Below are 18,339 nucleotides of genomic sequence, written 5' to 3'. Positions count from 1 at the left end.
CCTTTTTCAGCAGGAATCACTGACTGAAAAATTAGCGGGTTGATACCAGAAGTTGAGCAGGATCGGGTTTGCCGGATTGTGGTGTGTTATTTTTTAACCCAGAGTCCGCTCGGATTCTGGTAGAAATGCCCCGACTCTGTTTTTTCAACCGCTTTTTGATACGCCAGGCGAGCGACTTCTGAAAGGGTCAGGCCGTTTGACACCGCAATACGTTGATAGCTTTCTTTGCGGTCGATATTGACCTGCTGAATCAACTGGCGAACTTCGGATGAGGGCGACAATGTGACAGGCGCAAGATAGCCATTATTGGCTTCACCAACGAGTCCCTGTGCTTTGGCTTGCTGAAGATCAATGGCAAACACATGTGCACAGAACAAAAAGATGGCAATGTAGATCAGCAAACGTTTCATGACTGGCTCCCCGCCGGGTCAGAAGACATCGTCATCACTAAACAGATCATCAATTTCCTTATCAACTTTAATTCGAATCTCGTGTTCAATTTTAACGTTCAGATTCACTTCAATCGGTTTATCCGACGCCGCAACCTGAACTGTGGGTGTACAGCCAGTCAACCCGGAAACGGTGATGAATAGTATTGCTGCGAAACAGCCTGTCATGCAGTAATACTTTAACTGAATATCCATGGGCTTCGACCTTTTCAAGTCATTTGCATCAAATTTCAGCGCAAAATCTACTTTTCCAGACCAAGCTGCTTCAGGAACATGCGCTCAAACTGAGACGCATTGATCGTGTTCAGCGTTTTGATCAGAGCCGGGATGTCATCTTCTAGATTCAGGTTTATGTGAACCGGCCGACCATTTTGAAAATCAGGGTTCCGGCCTTTAAACCTCGAACTTGCATTTAATTGACCATCCTTTGAATAGTCTATATCAACGGCAAGTGAGTCGTATTGATAATTTTTGAGAATCCGCGCGAGCACTTTAAGACTATTTTGCGACCCGGATTCGATGTTTTCATCAATCGAAGAGCCTTCTTTATATCGAAGCACGCCACCGGGACTTCTTGAAAATAAAGCGCCTTTTTTGATCACTGGAAATCCATCCTGAACGCTGATGGGGAGAACGCCGTCCATCAGCCCGGTTAATTCGATATCTTTTGGCTTCGATAAATCTATCAGTTTCTTAAGATTGAGACTCTGGATACGCAAAGGAATCCTGTCAATATTTCGCAAAGAAGGGGTCACCACTTCCCGGGTACTGAGGTAACCGCCCAGCGCTTTCGCACTCGCACGGTGTAAAACATAGCGCGGGGTTTGTGTATCAAACTCTCCGGACAATGTGATGTCCTGAAAGAGGGTGCCGAAGAACAGCCAGCCGGCATGGATGCTCATGGGTGTTCTGCTGCGGAGGGCATTCTGCTGAAGCTGGCCAGAGAAAGCGAGATTGACATCGGCAAAGTGGACATCGCGGATGTTCCCGTTCAGATGCTCCGTAAACACATCGAAGGCGCCAGACCAATGCGCTTTGTCGTACTTTAAATCAGCGGCAAGGGTCAGACTGCCATTATTGAGGTCAATATTGAATGGCAGTTGTGCCAGATACATTTTCTTCAGGCTGTGATTACCAGAAAAGTCCAGACGCCGGGGCTGTATCTGAATCCGGGTGGACGCCGTGGACGGTTGGGTGCTAACAGCATATTCAAGCCAGGGAAGACTTTGCGCGGTGCGAACCAGGCCTGTCCATCCAATCAGATGCGGGCGGGCATTGAGGTGTCCCTGCTGATGGAGGGCAGGGAATCGCTGCTCATTCAGGGTCAGGTGCAGACTATGCTGATAGTCGCTGTTCAGGTGCCAATTGCCTTCAGAAAAATCTCCCGTGACGGTATTCAGCCGAAGGGAGGTTTCTGCACTGACCTTCTGAACGGGGTGCGAATGACGCTGAGTCGAATTTTGTTCGGTGACCGGGCGAATACCGCTGTAATCTGCCTCAAACAGCACCGCAGGCGTTTGATGGCTCGAGATGTGCCATTGCGTGAAAGGTGTTGCAGCGTTCCGCTCGGATTCCAGGCTGAATTGCGGTGCTTTCAGTTCAATCTGCCGCAGCGCCTGTTGGGTCAGGCCGCCCATGTCGGGTAATTGCAGGGCTGCGGCCCTCAATCGCGTTTCCGACAGGCGGACATGAAGCTGCGCCGGATCAAGCCGGATGCTGAACTGCTGCGACAGATTAATCTGTCTGGCCTGCAGCGTTGCTGTGGTCAGTGTTTCTGCATTCAATGTCATTGCTGCGGCAGCCTGACACCTTGTGCGAGTCTCAGATTCTGCTGTGTCCGGATAAAGCGGAAACTGACATTGAAGTTGTTGCAGCGTGATTTGCCCCCGGGTCTGTGGTGCGGTCAGGCTGACATGGAGGGATTCAGGTTGCTGTAAAGAGAATTGCGCGCGATTCGGACTCAGGGAGAAGTCCCACAGCCAGTTGCCGTCTTGTGTCAGGTCCAGCGTTGCTGTGTCCGATTCAGATTTCACCCAATTCGGGAGCGTCATTGAAACTTGGGTGTGCTTCGGGAATTGTGTCTGAACCCGGTATTGCCATGGCGGTGCTTGATTGGCTGAAACCGGACTGATTTGTGAGCCTGAATCCAGCCGTGACGCCCGGATTTGGACCGCTTGAGATGCGAGTTTCGGCCAGAATTTCGGTTTGAGACCCAAACGCGTGGAAAGTTTAGTGACATTGTCACTATTGCAGGTGATCTCCTCCGGAACCTCAGACGTGAATCGCCAGTCAGCGGTACAGGTCAGGAGCGGTAACTGATGTTGGTCGGCGGCCATCAGATGAAAGGAAGCTGATTGTGCGTCTGATGTTTTCAGGCGAGCGTCGAATGATAGTGGCTCTTCTGAGACAAGAGACAGGTTTCCTTTCAGTTCGAACTGAGTCTGCTCAGAGGCTTTGCTGAAATGGAGTGATGCATGAGAAAGCCAGCCTTCCAGCGTGAGATCTGCCACGTGGATTGCCTGTACGGGAAGCTGAAAAAGAGATGCACTGAGCTGCCCCAGACGCGGCCAGTTTGATGTGTCGGGTTTGTTTGATGTGCCAATCAGCGGGGCCGGGTTCCAGTGAAGTTGATGGGCCATCAGGGTGAGGCTGTCGCCAGGCTGGTTCAAATCCAGTTTGATGCTGAGATCATCGATGGATTCTGTCAATTGAGAGATTGTCGCTGGTGCCGCAGGCGATACCTGCTTCAGCGTGATGTGCAGTGGTCGCTTGGGTGTTTCATTCCGGTAAGAAAAAGCCAGTTGTTGAACATGGATCGGGTAGGATTCAGCAAAAGGCGTGATATGAGCGGGGAGCACAATCCGGCCATGACCAACCGTGCCTTGAAGTGAAAAAGAAGGTGACATTGTCACCATTAAGGTGATGTCACGAATATTCTGTTCAGGCGTCTGTGAATCACCACGCGCCGTAAGGCGTGTTGTCGCCTGACTTGCGGTCAGGGCAAAATGACCTTCGGCTAAGGTCCCTTGTGTCGTGAGCCGCGCCTGCTGCAGGATGACAGGGGCTGTAGACAGCTGAAGCTCTGCCATCCGTGCCTTGATGGGTGCGCTTAGTGACAATGTCACCTTTTCGGCGTTAATTTGCCAGCTATTTTCCTGGCGGGTGAGTTGGGCCGCCTGAAGATCAACTGCAGTGCCTTTGATACCCAGCGTTAACCGTTGTATTTGGATCGTCTGCTCCGTCAGGCCGATGCCGGAAAGAGCATGTAACTGAATCCCCTGAGCGGCAAGCCATAAGGTCACCAGCAGGGCGGATAAGGTCATCCCACATGCCAGAACGGCCAGACTGATCAGGCTGGCGTGCCGTAACCGGCGTAATACCCGACGGGTGATGCTCAGCTTGCCATCATCTTGGTTGTCAGAAGACATAGACTCCAACGGCTCAACGAATGCATGGAACTTTCTTTATAAGCATAATCTTAAGTGTCAGTGCAGGAGAGAAATTTGCGCTGTGGTGTCACTATTTTTACAGTGAGCGATGACGGTTTAAGTCTGAAACGCAGAAGAACTGAAGAATACATCCTTCTCGGGAATATTTTTTATCGTTTTTTTGACAACATCTCTACGATTTATTGATGCCTCTGTTATTGAATGCAGTGCAATGTGCTTTATCAGTATTTGAAGCAGTGAAATCGACTGAATGGCGGATATTGAGGGGATTGCATAAATAATTTAAACCTGAGACAAAGAAGCGCATTACTATAAGAAACAATACAGGACGTATTCGAATGTCAGATACTGCATCTCTCTCGCCACAGTCTCAGCAGCAAAGTGGTTTCAAGCAACTGATCAAATCTCTGGGGCCGGGCATTATGATGGCTTCTGCGGCGGTTGGTGGGTCGCATCTGGTCGCCTCAACGAAAGCCGGGGCCATTTATGGATGGCAACTTGCAGCCATCATCCTGCTGGTGAACCTCTTTAAATATCCATTTTTCCGTGCAGGCATCCAGTTCACCATGGGAACCGGGAAAAGTTTAGTCGAAGGCTATGATGACATGGGCCGCGGTTACCTTTGGGTGTTTGCCGCATTAAACCTGATTTCGGCGGTTGTGAATACAGCGGCGCTGCTGCTGTTTAGTGCCAGCCTGCTGGGATACTTCATGCCGGGGAATCTGCCACTTTCTGTCTTGTCTGCGATTGTGCTGGCAGCGTGCCTGATCATTCTGATGGCCGGTCATTACAAAGCGTTGGATGGATTGTCGAAGGTCATCATGTCGGTGCTGGTGATTGCCACGATTTCTGCTGTGGTGATTGCAGCAGGAAATGGCAGTGCCGCTTCAGCGAGTTATGAAGGTCCGTCGGCCTGGACCCTGGCATCATTTGGTTTCATCGTGGTGATGATGGGTTGGATGCCGGCACCGATTGAAATTTCTTGCCTGACATCGCTCTGGCTGAAAAGTCAGCGGAAGCAACAGACAGTCACGACGCGCTCGGCGATTTTCGATTTTAATGTCGGTTATATTGGCACTGCGGTGCTGGCGATTGTGTTTCTGTCACTGGGTGCTCTGGTGCTGTATGGCACTGGGACAGAACTGAAAGCGTCTGGAATTGGTTTCTCACATCAACTGGTCAGTATGTATGCCTCCACAATCGGGGAGTGGTCCCGCTACTTGATCGCAGTGATCGCATTTTTCTGTATTTTTGGCAGTACGATTACGGTGATCGACGGTTATTCCCGCGCACTGGCTGAAACACAGCTGTTGATTCAGAAAAAAACACTGGGTCAGACAAAGTATATCAATGGCTGGATGATTCTGGTCAGCCTGTGTGCCATGGGGATTATTCTGTTCTTCACTTCAGCGCTGATGCCGATGATGGATTTTGCCATGGTGCTGGCCTTCATGACGACCCCGGTTTTTGCCTATCTGAATTACCGGTTGGTCACGCGGACTGAACTGCCGGACGATCTTCAGTTCTCCAGCGGTATGAAATGGCTGTCGTGGGCAGGGTTAGTTTATTTATATGGTTTTCTTGTCGCATTTATCTGGTGGAAATGGTTGATGTAATCCCCAAAAAACACGAAAACATCGGAGCCCTCAACTGAGGGCTTTTTTCTTTGTTATGCTTTTAAAACAGCAGCTTGATATCGATATTCTCAGAAAGAATGTGAAGAAAGCTTGCGGTATAGAGCAATTACTCTAGAATGATTGCAGCCGATTTTGAGGTCACAAGGACAAAAAAATGAAAATCAGGCCATCCATGGCTAAACCGCTCTCTCTGGCATTCTTCATTAGCACGATTTGTTTTCAGGCGCAGGCAGCAACAGTCAGCTTTGACGATGCCTGGCAGATGGTTCAGAATCATAGCGATGAACTCGCCGCAGAAAAAAGCAATCTGGACAGGGCTGCTCATCTTCAGCAGGCATCGCGTGCCATGTCGCTGCCCAGAGTTTCAGTTTCCGCAAACTATACCTATCTGGACGATCCGATTGAAATCGCGCCATCAGACATCATTGCCAGCACACCAGCCGGAAAAAATCAGTCGGCTCAGCTGGCTGGTCTGGCTCAGACAATCGGCGTGAATCCGGCACAGCTCGACAAAATGTTCACCTCCCGATTAACCGATCGCGATATCCTGACCAGCTCAGTTCGGGCCGTTTGGCCAATCTTCATGGGCGGACGGATTATGGCCGCGCAGGATATTGCCAAGGGGAAAACACAGGAAGCAAAGTACATGCTCGAAATGAAAGAGCATGCCAAATTTGAAGATTTATCGACTTACTACTTTGGTGTTGTGCTGGCCGAGCAGGTCCTGAAAACCAGGCAGGACGCAGAGAAAGGGCTGGAAAAGCATTATCAGAATGCGCTCAAGATGGAAGCGCAGGGCCAGATCGCCAAGGTTGAGCGGCTTCAGGCCCAGTCTTCTTACGACAAAGCACGCGTCGAGCGTCTGAAAGCACAGCGGGATCTGGAAATTGCACAGGTCGCGCTCACCCGGTTACTGAAATTACAAACCCCTGCTTTGCCTTCCACGGGCTTGTTTGTAAATGAAGACTTGCCTCCAATGTCGAGCTTCCTGAACAAGACGCTGACAGAATATCCGGGCTTACACATTCTGGATGCCAAACAAACGCAGGCAAGCGGCTTGCTGGATGCGGAGAAAGGGAAGTACTACCCGGAAGTTTTCCTGTACGGCAATTACAACCTTTATGAGCAGGATACATTGGCGGCCAAAACCGCACCGGACTGGGCCGTTGGTGTGGGCGTCAGTATTCCATTATTCGACAGCTCTGGCCGTTCCGACAAAGTGAAAGCTGCGCACAGTGCGATGACTCAGGTGAATTATCTGCGGGCTCAGGCTGAACAGGATCTGAGTGTGTTGGTTGAGAAAACCTACCGCGAGGCCTCTCAGGCACTGGAAGAGTATGAAGGTCTGGCTTCCAGTATTGCGCTGGCGGAGGAAAGTGTTGCCTTGCGTGAAAAAGCATTCAGTCAGGGGCTTTCAACATCTCTGGATGTGGTGGATGCGGAGCTCTATCTGGCCAGTGTGAGAACGCAGCGAGTGGCTGCGTCCTATCACTATGTCATCGCTTTATCCAAGTTACTGGCCGTCAGTGGCGACATTAACGCTTTTGACAATTATGAAAATTACAAAGGACTTAAGGTTAACTGAAATGAGTAAGTTGAAAACGCTGGCAGTGATTGTGCCTGCCATTGCACTGACAGGCTGGCTGGGTTATCGGTTTTGGGCGGCTTATCAGCCTCTGCCTGTACGTTTGCAAGGGCAGATTGAAGCGCAGCAATATAATATCTCGTCGAAAGTTGCCGGGCGGATTGATCAGGTTCTGGTCCGTAAAGGCGATAAAGTTCGTGAAGGCCAGTTGATCTTCACACTTCTCAGCCCGGAAATTGACGCCAAACTGGAACAGGCAAAAGCCAGTCAGCAGGCCGCCGGAGCTTTGGCGGATGAAGCGTCCAATGGTGCGCGTGCGCAGGAAATTGCCGCCGCGCAGGATCAGTGGCAGAAAGCCAAGGCAGCATCGACCCTGAGCGAAAAAACGTATCGCCGTATCAACAACCTTTACCGCGAGGGCGTAGTTGCCGAGCAGAAACGTGATGAAGCCTACACACAATGGCAGGCTTCCCGCTATACAGAGCAGGCCGCTTACCAGATGTATGAAATGGCCAAAGAAGGTGCGCGGGAAGAAACCAAACGCGCTGCACAGGAAAAAGAACGGATGGCCGCGGGTGCGGTTGCCGAAGTGGAAGCCTATGCTGCGGATACCAAAATTTCCAGCTGGCATAACGGTGAAGTCAGTCAGATTCTCCTGCATGATGGTGAACTGGCGCCACAGGGGTTTCCCGTGGTGAGCATTGTGGATATGGATGATGCCTGGTCGGTGTTTCATGTTCGTGAAGACAGGCTGAAAGATTTCGCCAAAGGCAGCCTGTTTGAAGCAAAGATCCCTGCATTGGGTGAGACGCAATACAAGTTTCAGGTGACGCATCTCTCTGTGATGGGGGATTTTGCAACCTGGCGGACCACCGATGCGCAGCAAGGATTCGATATGCGGACGTTTGAGGTCGAAGCCCGACCAATACAGCCCATTGATGGCTTACGTGTGGGCATGAGTGTGCTGGTGGAGTGATATGTGGCTGACCGCAATAAAACGTGAATGCAGCATCATCAGGCAGGAGCCCTGGCTGAAAGCCATGCTGTTTTTCTTACCGGCTGCATTGTTTGTGCTGATGTGGTGGATTTTTTCTTACGGGATCGCCCGGGATCTTCCTGTCGGCGTGGTCGATCTGGATCAAAGCCGCTTATCCAGAGGATTAGTCCGATACTACGATGCCAGTCCGACCCTGTCTGTTGCCCGGCAACTGAACAGTGTGGAAGAGGGATCGGCTTTACTGCGTCATGGCGAGATCTATGCGCTGGCCATCATCCCTGAATCCATGGAAGCCGAGACATTTCGGGGGCAGTCGCCAACCGTGACTGTGTTTTATAACACGCAATTTATCCTGATCGCCAAACTGGTCAACAGTGCTTTTGTCTCAGCTCAGACAACCTATACCGCAGGTATTGATGCCCTGAAACACATGGCCAGCGGCACCGCTGTCCCGATTCAGGCACTCGGACAGGCGTTGCCGATTCGCAATCAGATTACGCCATTATTCAACAGTAACGCTCATTATGGTCAGTTTCTGGTTTCCGCGGCGATCCCGGCGATGTGGCAGATTTTTATGATCGCAACCACGGTTTTAGCACTGGCGGCTGAACAGCGCCGGCAGGGATTACACGTCTGGCTCAATCAACAGCCCGTACAGCAGTTATGCGCCAAACTGGCGGTCTATGGCGTGCTTTACCTGATTCAGGGCATCCTGTTCTTGTGGGGTCTGTATGGTCTGCTCGGCTGGCCGATGCATGGCAGCTGGGGCATCTTGCTGCTTGCTCAGATCTTGATGGTGTTTGCCTGCCTCAGTATGGGGACGATGTTGTTTTTCCTGACCCTGGATGCAACCCGCACCATGAGTCTGGTCGCCGGATTTACGGCACCTGCATTTGCCTTTATGGGGATTACATTTCCAGCGACGGATATGCCGGTTCTTGCGGCAGTATGGCGTGCGTTACTACCCGTAACTCATTACATTGAGATTCAGGTGCAGCAGGTCGATTATGGCAATCATCTGCAACAGGCCATGCCCCAGATGTTTGCCTTAATGTGTTTTGTTGTGGCTTTTGCGCTTGGGATTCTGCGGATGCAGTCCTGGCGGCGGAAGCAACAGGAGGTTCTGGGATGAGCTGGCGTGAATTAGTACTCCACGAATTCAAAGCGATTTTTACCAATCCGGCGATTCTCTTTACGGTTTTCGGCGGCGTGTTGATCTACTCGTTGATTTATCCGCTGCCGTATGCGAATCAGTTACCCCGTGAACAGCACATTGCTGTTGTGAACTTAGATAACAGCGCTATGAGCCGCGAATTGGTGCGGATGGTGGATGCAACCCCTCAGGTTCAGGTGATGCGAACGGCATCCAGCCTGGATGAAGCGAAACAATGGCTGCTCAATCAGGAGGTGCAGGGGATGCTGGTCATTCCGGAGCATTTCTACCGGGATCTGTTACTGGGCACAAGTCCAACGGTGGCTTTTGCCGGGGATGCAGCTTTGTTTCTGGTCTATGGTACGGTTGTGGAAGGGCTGGCGACAGCAACAGGTACGCTCAGTGCCAAAGCGAAAGTTGTCCGTATGGTCGCAGCGGGGAACAATCTGACCCTTGCAAGCGAACAGTATGCGCCTCTCAAACTGAATATGTTGCCGGTGTTCAATCCGACAATGGGGTATATCAATTACATCGTTCCTGCGGTCTTTGTTCTGATCCTGCATCAGACTTTGCTGATCGGTTCAGCATTGGTTGGAGCCGCCCATCAGGAATCACGCCAGCGTGGAGAGATCCCGTACACCATGGCTTATGCGCCCTGGAAGATGATCATGGTTCGGGTGTCATGGTTTACGTTGATCTACCTCCCCCTGACAGCGTATTACTTTGGCCTGAGTTTCGAATCTTATGGCATCAGTCGTCTGGCACAGATCGGTGATTTGATTGCCATGACGCTTCCTTTCCTCGTGGCGGTGACATTGCTGGGGATTGTGCTTGGTGAATTGGTTCCCCGAAAAGAACTGGTCACAGTCATTGTGTTGTTGAGTTCTTTGCCTTTGGTATTTTCTGCCGGGTTTGTTTGGCCGGTTTCTGCGTTGCCTGAGCCCGTGAACTGGCTGGCACAGTGGTTTCCTTCGACACCAGCGATCAATGGTTTTCTGAGGCTCAATCAAATGGGTGCCAGTTTTGCGCAGGTCGGTCATTGGTGGATACATCTCTGGGGCCTTGCCGGACTTTATCTCTGTATCGCGCTGGGCCTGATGCTGAGAAAGCAAAAACTACAGCAAAGACATTCTTCCGCCAGTGCAATCGAAAACAGAGTTGAATAGGCAACAGACAGGGACTGTGTTAAAACAACACCTTCGTTTATGCTGAATGTCAGGGAAAGAAATTTGAACCGGTTATTATCCTTTGAAGCACTGATGGTCCTGGATGCGATTGAACGCCGGGGGAGTTTTGCTGCTGCCTCTGAGGAGCTAGGGCGTGCACCTTCTTCCCTGAGTTATCAGGTGCAAAAGCTGGAGCAGGATTTAGATCTGGTGATCTTTGACCGCTCCGGGCATAAAGCTGTATTTACCAAAGCGGGTCGGTTACTGCTGGAACGAGGGCGGCTGCTGTTAACTGCTGCGGATGAAATGGTTTCGGATGCAACCGCACTGGCGCACGGGTGGGAGCTGGAACTGACCATCGCCTATGACGGTTTAGTGCGGCTGGATTGGATGTTCCCCATCGTTGAAGCGCTGGGTCAGAAAAGTAAAACCCGCGTGAAATTCAGTGAAGAAATTCTGGCGGGGTGTTGGGAAGCTCTGGCACAGGACAGGGCGGATATTCTGATCGCTCCGGCACCCAGTGTGGCACCGCCTGAAGTGAAAATTCAGCCGTTGGGTAAAATGGATATTGTCTGGGTCGCGCATCCGGATAATCCAATTCACCGTCATAAAGATCCGCTCGATCCGGCTGTTCGCCAGCAATATCGGGGAATCGCGGTGGCCGATACGGCGAGAAACCTGCCTCCGATTACGCGTAATATTCTTGAAGAGCAGCCGTTATTAACGGTTTCCAGTATGCATGACAAGTTGATTGCGTTGCGTGCTGGATTGGGCATTGCAACCATTCCGAGTGATTTGATTCAGGACGATCTGGCGAAGGGGTCACTGGTCATGATTGGGGATGATCCGGTTCATGAGTTTGAACTGGTGCTGGCCTGGAACCGAAGCCGTATGGGTAAAGCTAAATCCTGGGCCATTCAGCAGTTAGAACAGCTTTGGAAAAAGCACCTTCATCAGTGATTCGCCAAGCACGCAGGTTCTTACTGAGCCTGCGTGCTGATTTTCAATACCAATCGGCTAGATTTGTTCAGTCTCCGTCTGAAGCGGCAACAAGAGCTCTGCGGTCTGATCTTCAAAATGAATCGCCACCTGAAAACCGCTTTTTCTGGCCAGAGCCAGCATCCCCTGATTCGTTGGCATGGTGATTCCGGTTAAGCGGAGAATGCCACGCTGCCTGCAATACTGAATGATGGTATTGAGCAGCATACTTCCCAAGCCTTGCCCCTTCAGATCTGAACGGACTAACACGGCGAACTCGGCTTCTTCATTGGTCGGGTCTGAAACTGCGCGGCTCACGCCAAGAATGTCGGTTTCTTCATGAGTATCCGGGTCCAGTTGTACCGCGATATAAGCCATTTCCCGGTCGTAATCGATCTGGGTCAGATTGGCTAAAGCTTCGTGATTGAATTCACCGACTTCAGAAAAGAACCGGTTGTACAAATCATCGTGGGATACCCGGGCAATAAAGGCTTTGTGCTTCGGTTCATCCTCCGGCCGAATGGGGCGCAGTAATACAGGCGTCCGGTCTTTGAGGGCGGTCAGTAATTCCAGCTCTTTCGGATAAGGGCGAATCGCGAGGCGTTGTTGTGTGTCTCCGGAAAATGGGCGGATCGCCATGGACGCATCAATCACCGTCATTTCTTCGCCTGCGGCCAGCAGTGGGTGAATATCAAGCTCGGTGATTTCAGGGCAGTCAATGATGAGCTGAGACAGCTTGACCAGCAGCTTACACAGCGCGGGAATGTCTAATCGATCCGGTAAACTCCGTTGTTTGATTTTACCGGTTTTCAAAGCATTGATGACCAGATATCGGGCCAGAGCCATGTTCAGCGGCGGGATTGCGACCGCGGCATCACGATGAATGTCCCATTCGGCGGCCTCATCTCCAATCAAAATCACAGGCCCAAATACGGGGTCGGTATGAACGGCAATCCGTAATTCCTGAGCACCTGCCCGGTTTGCCATGCGTTGCACCAGAAGTCCTTCGATGCGTGCTTTCGGGTAATTGAGTGAGACCCGATCCAGAATCGCCTGAGATGCATTCGCAACTTCCGCCGCCGTTCTCAGGTGCAGCATCACGCCATGCACTTCAGATTTGTGGCGAATATCCGGCGAACGCAGCTTGACTGCAACCGGATAGCCGATTTGTTCCGCGATATGTGCCGCTTCAGCCGGGTCGGAAGCGATCCAAGTGGGGAGCGTCTGAAAACCGTAGTTTTCCAGTAACGGGCGGACTTCATGGGTTTCGAGATGATCAATCTGCTGTGCCAGCAGCTGATCAAGTAATTGATGGACGCGCTCCGGATGGCTTTGTATTTCCCCGAAAGAAGAGGGCGTTTCCATCAACTGTTTCTGGTTACGGCGGTATTCCACCAAGTGCATGAACGCAGTGACCGCGCTTTCCGGAGTCCGGTATGCCGGAAATCCAGCCTGCGTAAAAACTTGCCGGGCTTTTTGTGCCTGATTCTCGCCCGCCCAGTTACTCAGAATATTGAAGTGGATTGTTCTCGGGTGTTGTTTCAGAACCTGCACCAGGTGCTCTGCCGTTTCTTTACTCGGCGCGATAGCGGAAGGAGAATGCATGATCAGCAGGGCGTCAAAGTCATCACTGTCGAGCAGGATTTTTGTGGCGGCTTCATAGCGGGTGATGTCCGCATCGCCGACGATATCAATCGGGTTGGATTGTGACCAGCTGGCCGGTAAAACACGGGATAATTTGTCGATCGTCTCCTGACTTAAGGTCGCCAGTTTTCCGCCACGTTCTGTTAAGGCATCGACCGCCATAATTGCCGGTCCGCCGCCGTTGGTCAAAATCGCAAGCCGTTCACCGCGAAGCGGGACAGCATGTGCCAGTGTTTCTACAGCAGCGAACAAATCATGGGTGTTATGGACACGCAGCATCCCCGAGCGCCGGATCGCGGCGTCATAAACTGCATCTAATCCAATTTCTCCCCCGGTATGCAGATGTGCAGCTGCACTGCCGATTTTCGTACGGCCACTTTTGAGCACCAGAATCCGGCGATTACGGGCTGCCGCACGGGCCGCCGACATAAAGCGTCTGGCATCGCGGATGGAGTCGATATAAAGCAGAATTGCCTGTGTTTTGCTGTCGCGGCTCAGGGTATCGAGCAGCTCATCAAAACTGATATCACAGGTATCTCCGAGTGAGATAAAGGTCGAGAATCCGATCCCTTTATTTTTGGCCCAATCTAGAATGGTGGTACACACCGCAGCAGACTGAGACACAAAGGCAATATTGCCTTTGTTGGCCGAAATCGGAGAAAAAGAGGCGTTCAGGTGATGCCAGGGAAGAATCATGCCCATGCTGTTCGGCCCAATGAGCCGCATCCCGTATTGTTTCGCAACCTCATGCATCCGAACATCTTCCGTGACGCCGTCACCATTGAGAACCACATTCATGCCGGCGGCCAGAACAATCGCCAGTTTGACGCCTTTACGGCCTAACTGATCAATGATGGTGGCATTGCGGTGGCCCTGCGTACATAAAATCGCGAGATCCGGAATCCGGGGAAGACTGTTGATATCGGGATAAGCCAGCACACCTGCGACCGCATCATACTTTGGGGTCACAGGCATGATCGGACCGTTAAAATTACCGGAAAGCAGGTTTTTCATCACCACGTAGCCAGCCCGTTTTGGGTTATCAGAGGCACCAATGACGGCCACGGAGCGTGGTTTGAGCAGTGATTCAAGTCCTTTCATTGCGTTCATTCTCTCAGCGTTCTGTAGGCGATTGGTGGTCTGATTGCAGGCAAATGTACTTCAGTTTTGTGCTTTGCTGCTGTGAGTGTACTGGAAAACATCCGGAATTGTTTGTTTCCGTCAGCAGGTTCAGACCTGCATCATTGTATTTTTTTGTTGGACCCAATGGATTAAAAACTGGAATTCGTAACAAAAATCAACCTATGATTGAGGTAACTTTGATCCTGTGACACAACGCCAATATTAGCGCTCATTCAGAGACACAGGCTTGATTGGCGTCAGGTCGGGGTGCAGAATCTTTTCAAGACAAATAAATCAGGCACGATGAGAATGAAAAAACTTGCCTTAATGGTTGCAATTACTTCAGCTTTAGCAGGCTGCGCACTGGATAACGAACGTCAAACAATCAACGGCGCCGTCGTTCCTTCACTGGAAGATCAGGAGCAGGCTGCCTTGGCACAGCAGCAAATCGAACCGGAACCCATGTCGGTTGAGTATGCCGAAGAACCCATTGAACCACTACGCTCAGGTGACATTGCGGTCACCGATGAAGTGGTACCGCCTGAGCAGGAAATTGCCCCGGTAGACACACCGGCAATGGCTCAGAAAAAACAGGTTGAAGTTCAGCAGGAAGCCATGCCTGAAATGGCGTCGGCAGCACCTCAGAAGCCCACTTACGAATATGCGTCAGAGCCGATTACTGGTTTTACCGTTCAGGTGCTTGGTCTGAGTAAAAACAATGGCTTTGCACCTTATGTTGCCAAACTACCCGGAGAGCAACCGGTTTGGGTGAACCAGAAAACCTATCAGGAAAAGCCATGGTATACCTTGCTCTATGGTCATTTCGACACGGTGCAGGAAGCTCAAGCCGCGATAAAAGCCTTGCCTAGTGATATCCAGTCTTTTGGTCCCTTTGTTCGCAGCATGGCAAAAATCCATCAGTCCGCAGAACCGAAGCTGACAAAAGTTTACTGAAAATTGACAAAATACAGCTCTCCTGACCGGGGAGCTTATTTTTTGTATCATTAGCCGATTTCAGCCCTGTGAATCCGGCGTACCGCTTGATGCCAGATTGATAAGATGCAATAGTTGATGCCTCCAGGCCTGCCGACGCTTTCTGTAGAATTCTGATGACATCTGGCTCATCTCGGCAGTGCACACAAGTTTTCGATCTGATGGCCTGATGCCGGCAGACAGTGTTTACAAGGGATCAAAATGAATCCAATCCAGGTATTACTTCTTTGTGGTGGCGGTGGTGCTGAACACGAAGTGTCTTTAGTGTCCGCGAACTTTGTTGAGCAAAATCTGCAATCGCTTGATGGGATTGAGTACATTCGTATTGAAATGAAGCAGAACGGCTGGTTCGATAACGATCAACAACGTTGGCAACTGAACCTTGACCGAACCCTTCAATCCGAAAGTGGCCAGAAGTTATCGGTAGATTATGTTATTCCTTGCGTACACGGCTATCCAGGTGAAACCGGCGACTTGCAGTCAATGTTAGAACTGGCAGGATTACCTTATTTTGGTTGTGGTCCGCAAGCCAGTACCAACTGTTTCAATAAAATAACCTCTAAACTCTGGTTTGACGCACTGGGCATTCCCAATACGCCTTATGTTTTTTTAAGCGAGCAATCTGAAGCATCGCTGGCGAGTGCGCAAGATGCTCTGAATCGCTGGGGAAGTGTGTTTGTTAAAGCAGCGTGTCAGGGATCTTCTGTGGGATGCTACCGCGCAACGGACGAAGCCAGCCTGAAAACTGCGATTAAGCAAGCCTTCACCTTCTCTGATCAGGTCTTAGTTGAAAAAACGATCAAGCCTCGCGAATTGGAAGTCGCCGCATATCAATACGGTGATGCGTTAGTCATTACCAATCCTGGCGAAGTCACCTGTCCGGAAGGCAAATTCTATTCATACGAAGAAAAATACAGTACGGAAAGCCATTCGACTACGCAGGTTGAAGCATTGAATCTTTCTGATGAGCAAGTGAAGCAAATCAGAACTTATGCTGAAAAAGCTTTTGTGCATCTGAAACTGAAAGATTTGTCCCGAATTGATTTTTTCCTGAGTGAGGATGGCGACATTCTGCTGAATGAAATCAATACTTTCCCTGGGATGACGCCTATCTCCATGTTCCCGCAAATGCTGGCACATTACGGCCACAGTTTTTCCGATTATCTTGAAAAAGCAATTCGGAAAGCTGTTCAAGCTTAACGGGATGTCTCCATGAAAACGCCAGCCTGACTGGCGTTTTTCTTTTGGGCTGCAATACTCACTGAGAGCAATGATTAGAACCTTATGTCCACGAGCAAAGAAAAATTGAATCGCTTCATTGCAATGCGTCAACGTAACTATCGGGCGAGTCTGAAACTTGAAGGCTTTGATGTGGATGCTCTGGACGAGACAGGCAACGATGAGGCAGCAAATAAGTCAGAGGAAGCGCTGATCATACAGCTGAAAAAGGTCTATGCGAGATAAATATGGCGTTCAGCAGGACCCGGACTGCTACCCGGATTCTGCAGTACTGATCAATTTATTAAATATTGAGGATGAAGATGAACTGGCTTTGGCTGAACGTGATTTTACGCGTGTCAGAGCAGAACATTTTGAACCGAAATTTGACCAATTTCATCTTACTTATCTGAAAACCATTCATTTTACCCTGTTTCAGGACATCTACCCATGGGCCGGGCACATTCGCCGCGTAGACATCACCAAAGGGCAAACGCGTTTCTGCCATGCTGGCAATATCGAACGTGAAGCAGAACGGCTTTTTGCGGCTTTAGAAGCAGATGCTTTTCTGTGTGGATTGAGCTTTGATAGATTCATTCAACGGGTTGCGCACTATTATTGTGAATTGAATGTCATTCATCCCTTCAGAGAAGGAAACGGTCGGGTACAACGCATCTTCTTTGAAATTCTGGCCCTGAATGCCGGTTACGAAATTTGCTGGGAAGGGATCAACCTGAAAGAGTGGGTTGCTGCGAATCAAGCAGGCTATTTCGGCGAACTCACGCCTCTTGAGCGATTATTCGAAAGAATCACGCAGCCCATGCAAAATACACACTCGCCACAATGGGCTTCCAGTCCAGGCTGATTGGTTGCTTCGTTTTCACTGTCTTATCTATCCCAAGGCTTCTTTTTTACATACCGGGCAATTTCAGTATCATGCTTGTCTTTGTGACCCGCGTATTGAGCGGGCATGGCAGGGCTTTTCCAGCGCCCCTGAGATTGAATCTCGTGGATGGTTACCCCTGCATCGGAGAGATCTTTCACCGCGCCAACCCGAGGGGATTGTCCAGAAAATATCGTCTCGTGACTGATGCCAAGCTCGTCGCCAGCACGGCGGAAGACACGATAGATTGATGAATGGTCTAATGCCTGATCGCCAATATTTCCATGGCGGTCGATGCGACGGAACAATATGCCTGCACCAAGGCTGCCTATGGTCAGCCAGCGTTGGAGTGCTTGCGAGGCCAGGCTGCTCAATTCAATGCGGTGTTCTTTGACGAGCAAGGAGATTAATCCAGACGGGGCGATTTCTAAGTCTTCTACGGTTAAAGCTGCCAGCTCGCTACGTTTCAGCATCGCCTCGAACATCACTGACCATATGGCCATATCACGGAGATCCTTGGGTTTGGTTGCGAGCGCAAAAACATCCAGCAATTGCTGAAGATGGTCATCCCGAAAGGCGGCAGCATTTTTATAGTCATCCTGCTTTTCTATTCGATACTTGTTCAGCACGAGCCTGACTTCCGTGTGCCGACAAGGGTCGGGGAGTGCATGACAGCGGTGTACTAAACCAATAGTGACAATGTAACGCTTCAGGCTGGCGAGTTTCCTTTTCTGTGCCATCCGATCAATAAATTCGTGCACAGTTTTCACTGCTGCAGGCAGCGGCGCCATTTTTGTTTCCAGGCAAAACTCAAGAAAATGATTCCAGTCATTTTTGAAGGCTAGCAGTGTATTCGCGGAGTATTGCTGATGCGTCAGTATACGCCACGCTTCAACATCCTCGATCGGCACAGAGAATTTTTGGATACTTGCTTGTTTCTTTGACTCATCTTGTATTGCAGGAAACTTTTTCATTCTAGCGCACTATAACTTGATTTATTGATGTCTCCTACTATAGAAAATACCGGCCGAATAAATCAAGCCGGTATCTCTTTTTCTATAAAAA

The 18,339-nt window shown here is 50.4% G+C and carries 15 protein-coding genes; 10 read left to right on the top strand and 5 right to left on the bottom strand.

All coding sequences use genetic code 11. The features are described 5' to 3' along the window. Positions 1-86: 86 nt before the first annotated feature. The 3 genes from Q4579_RS12420 to Q4579_RS12410 are packed head-to-tail and all read right to left on the bottom strand — an operon-like array spanning position 87 to position 3,877. The gene (locus Q4579_RS12420; RefSeq protein ID WP_303564646.1) at positions 87-410 is read right to left on the bottom strand and encodes a YdbL family protein; all 324 of its coding nucleotides are present in this window, start codon (positions 408-410) and stop codon (positions 87-89) included. An 18-nt stretch (positions 411-428) separates the two neighbouring features. Then, on the bottom strand, positions 429-644 hold the full coding sequence (locus tag Q4579_RS12415; RefSeq protein ID WP_211651702.1) for a YnbE family lipoprotein: 216 nt from the start codon (positions 642-644) through the stop codon (positions 429-431). A 47-nt stretch (positions 645-691) separates the two neighbouring features. After that, the gene (locus Q4579_RS12410) at positions 692-3,877 is read right to left on the bottom strand and encodes a YdbH domain-containing protein (RefSeq protein ID WP_303564640.1); all 3,186 of its coding nucleotides are present in this window, start codon (positions 3,875-3,877) and stop codon (positions 692-694) included. Positions 3,878-4,236: 359 nt separating this feature from the next. On the opposite strand from Q4579_RS12410, the gene Q4579_RS12405 reads away from it, so the two are divergent. The 6 genes from Q4579_RS12405 to Q4579_RS12380 all read left to right on the top strand — a co-directional run bounded on the left by Q4579_RS12405 (position 4,237) and on the right by Q4579_RS12380 (position 11,396). Next, complete coding sequence (locus tag Q4579_RS12405; RefSeq protein ID WP_303564639.1) at positions 4,237-5,514, top strand: NRAMP family divalent metal transporter; 1,278 nt, start codon at positions 4,237-4,239, stop codon at positions 5,512-5,514. Between the two features lie 175 nt (positions 5,515-5,689). Next, the gene (locus Q4579_RS12400; RefSeq protein ID WP_303564638.1) at positions 5,690-7,120 is read left to right on the top strand and encodes a TolC family protein; all 1,431 of its coding nucleotides are present in this window, start codon (positions 5,690-5,692) and stop codon (positions 7,118-7,120) included. 1 nt (position 7,121) lies between these two features. Further along, on the top strand, positions 7,122-8,096 hold the full coding sequence (locus tag Q4579_RS12395; RefSeq protein ID WP_303564637.1) for an HlyD family secretion protein: 975 nt from the start codon (positions 7,122-7,124) through the stop codon (positions 8,094-8,096). A 1-nt stretch (position 8,097) separates the two neighbouring features. Then, complete coding sequence (locus tag Q4579_RS12390) at positions 8,098-9,249, top strand: ABC transporter permease (protein ID WP_303564635.1); 1,152 nt, start codon at positions 8,098-8,100, stop codon at positions 9,247-9,249. After that, on the top strand, positions 9,246-10,436 hold the full coding sequence (locus Q4579_RS12385) for an ABC transporter permease (RefSeq protein WP_303564633.1): 1,191 nt from the start codon (positions 9,246-9,248) through the stop codon (positions 10,434-10,436). Before Q4579_RS12390 ends, Q4579_RS12385 begins: the two co-directional genes overlap by 4 nt. Positions 10,437-10,499: 63 nt before the next feature. Further along, a complete protein-coding gene (locus Q4579_RS12380; protein WP_303564631.1) occupies positions 10,500-11,396 on the top strand; it encodes a LysR family transcriptional regulator in 897 nt (298 codons plus the stop codon). Between the two features lie 57 nt (positions 11,397-11,453). Here Q4579_RS12380 and Q4579_RS12375 read toward each other — a convergent pair whose 3' ends face one another. After that, on the bottom strand, positions 11,454-14,159 hold the full coding sequence (locus tag Q4579_RS12375; RefSeq protein WP_303564629.1) for a bifunctional acetate--CoA ligase family protein/GNAT family N-acetyltransferase: 2,706 nt from the start codon (positions 14,157-14,159) through the stop codon (positions 11,454-11,456). Between the two features lie 330 nt (positions 14,160-14,489). Here Q4579_RS12375 and Q4579_RS12370 point away from each other — a divergent pair, with 330 nt between their 5' ends. The 4 genes from Q4579_RS12370 (at position 14,490) to Q4579_RS12355 (ending at position 17,256) form a co-directional block, all read left to right on the top strand. Further along, on the top strand, positions 14,490-15,134 hold the full coding sequence (locus Q4579_RS12370) for an SPOR domain-containing protein (protein ID WP_303564627.1): 645 nt from the start codon (positions 14,490-14,492) through the stop codon (positions 15,132-15,134). 240 nt (positions 15,135-15,374) lie between these two features. Continuing rightward, positions 15,375-16,373, top strand: a complete 999-nt coding sequence (locus Q4579_RS12365; RefSeq protein ID WP_303564625.1) for a D-alanine--D-alanine ligase — start codon at positions 15,375-15,377, stop codon at positions 16,371-16,373. 84 nt (positions 16,374-16,457) lie between these two features. After that, positions 16,458-16,637: a YhfG family protein gene (locus Q4579_RS12360; protein WP_303564624.1), complete on the top strand. Its 180-nt coding sequence runs from the start codon at positions 16,458-16,460 to the stop codon at positions 16,635-16,637. After that, on the top strand, positions 16,627-17,256 hold the full coding sequence (locus Q4579_RS12355; RefSeq protein WP_303564623.1) for a putative adenosine monophosphate-protein transferase Fic: 630 nt from the start codon (positions 16,627-16,629) through the stop codon (positions 17,254-17,256). The genes Q4579_RS12360 and Q4579_RS12355 overlap by 11 nt, the downstream gene beginning before the upstream one ends. Before the next feature lie 23 nt (positions 17,257-17,279). Here Q4579_RS12355 and Q4579_RS12350 read toward each other — a convergent pair whose 3' ends face one another. After that, entirely contained in the window at positions 17,280-18,248 is a 969-nt protein-coding gene (locus Q4579_RS12350) for a tyrosine-type recombinase/integrase (protein WP_303564622.1), read from the bottom strand. Positions 18,249-18,339: the final 91 nt, after the last annotated feature.

Source organism: Photobacterium sp. 1_MG-2023 (assembly GCF_030547945.1).
GTDB lineage: Bacteria > Pseudomonadota > Gammaproteobacteria > Enterobacterales > Vibrionaceae > Photobacterium.
This window is presented reverse-complemented; position numbering and strand designations above follow the sequence as displayed.

What these genes read in the sequence shown, in the direction of transcription:
- Q4579_RS12415 (WP_211651702.1), bottom strand. Translation starts at nt 644, where the DNA reads ATGGATATTCAGTTAAAGTATTACTGCATGACAGGCTGTTTCGCAGCA.
- Q4579_RS12375 (WP_303564629.1), bottom strand. Translation starts at nt 14,159, where the DNA reads ATGAAAGGACTTGAATCACTGCTCAAACCACGCTCCGTGGCCGTCATT.
- Q4579_RS12370 (WP_303564627.1), top strand. Translation starts at nt 14,490, where the DNA reads ATGAAAAAACTTGCCTTAATGGTTGCAATTACTTCAGCTTTAGCAGGC.
- Q4579_RS12420 (WP_303564646.1), bottom strand. Translation starts at nt 410, where the DNA reads ATGAAACGTTTGCTGATCTACATTGCCATCTTTTTGTTCTGTGCACAT.
- Q4579_RS12355 (WP_303564623.1), top strand. Translation starts at nt 16,627, where the DNA reads ATGCGAGATAAATATGGCGTTCAGCAGGACCCGGACTGCTACCCGGAT.
- Q4579_RS12410 (WP_303564640.1), bottom strand. Translation starts at nt 3,877, where the DNA reads ATGTCTTCTGACAACCAAGATGATGGCAAGCTGAGCATCACCCGTCGG.
- Q4579_RS12385 (WP_303564633.1), top strand. Translation starts at nt 9,246, where the DNA reads ATGAGCTGGCGTGAATTAGTACTCCACGAATTCAAAGCGATTTTTACC.
- Q4579_RS12350 (WP_303564622.1), bottom strand. Translation starts at nt 18,248, where the DNA reads ATGAAAAAGTTTCCTGCAATACAAGATGAGTCAAAGAAACAAGCAAGT.
- Q4579_RS12360 (WP_303564624.1), top strand. Translation starts at nt 16,458, where the DNA reads ATGTCCACGAGCAAAGAAAAATTGAATCGCTTCATTGCAATGCGTCAA.
- Q4579_RS12395 (WP_303564637.1), top strand. Translation starts at nt 7,122, where the DNA reads ATGAGTAAGTTGAAAACGCTGGCAGTGATTGTGCCTGCCATTGCACTG.
- Q4579_RS12405 (WP_303564639.1), top strand. Translation starts at nt 4,237, where the DNA reads ATGTCAGATACTGCATCTCTCTCGCCACAGTCTCAGCAGCAAAGTGGT.
- Q4579_RS12400 (WP_303564638.1), top strand. Translation starts at nt 5,690, where the DNA reads ATGAAAATCAGGCCATCCATGGCTAAACCGCTCTCTCTGGCATTCTTC.
- Q4579_RS12390 (WP_303564635.1), top strand. Translation starts at nt 8,098, where the DNA reads ATGTGGCTGACCGCAATAAAACGTGAATGCAGCATCATCAGGCAGGAG.
- Q4579_RS12365 (WP_303564625.1), top strand. Translation starts at nt 15,375, where the DNA reads ATGAATCCAATCCAGGTATTACTTCTTTGTGGTGGCGGTGGTGCTGAA.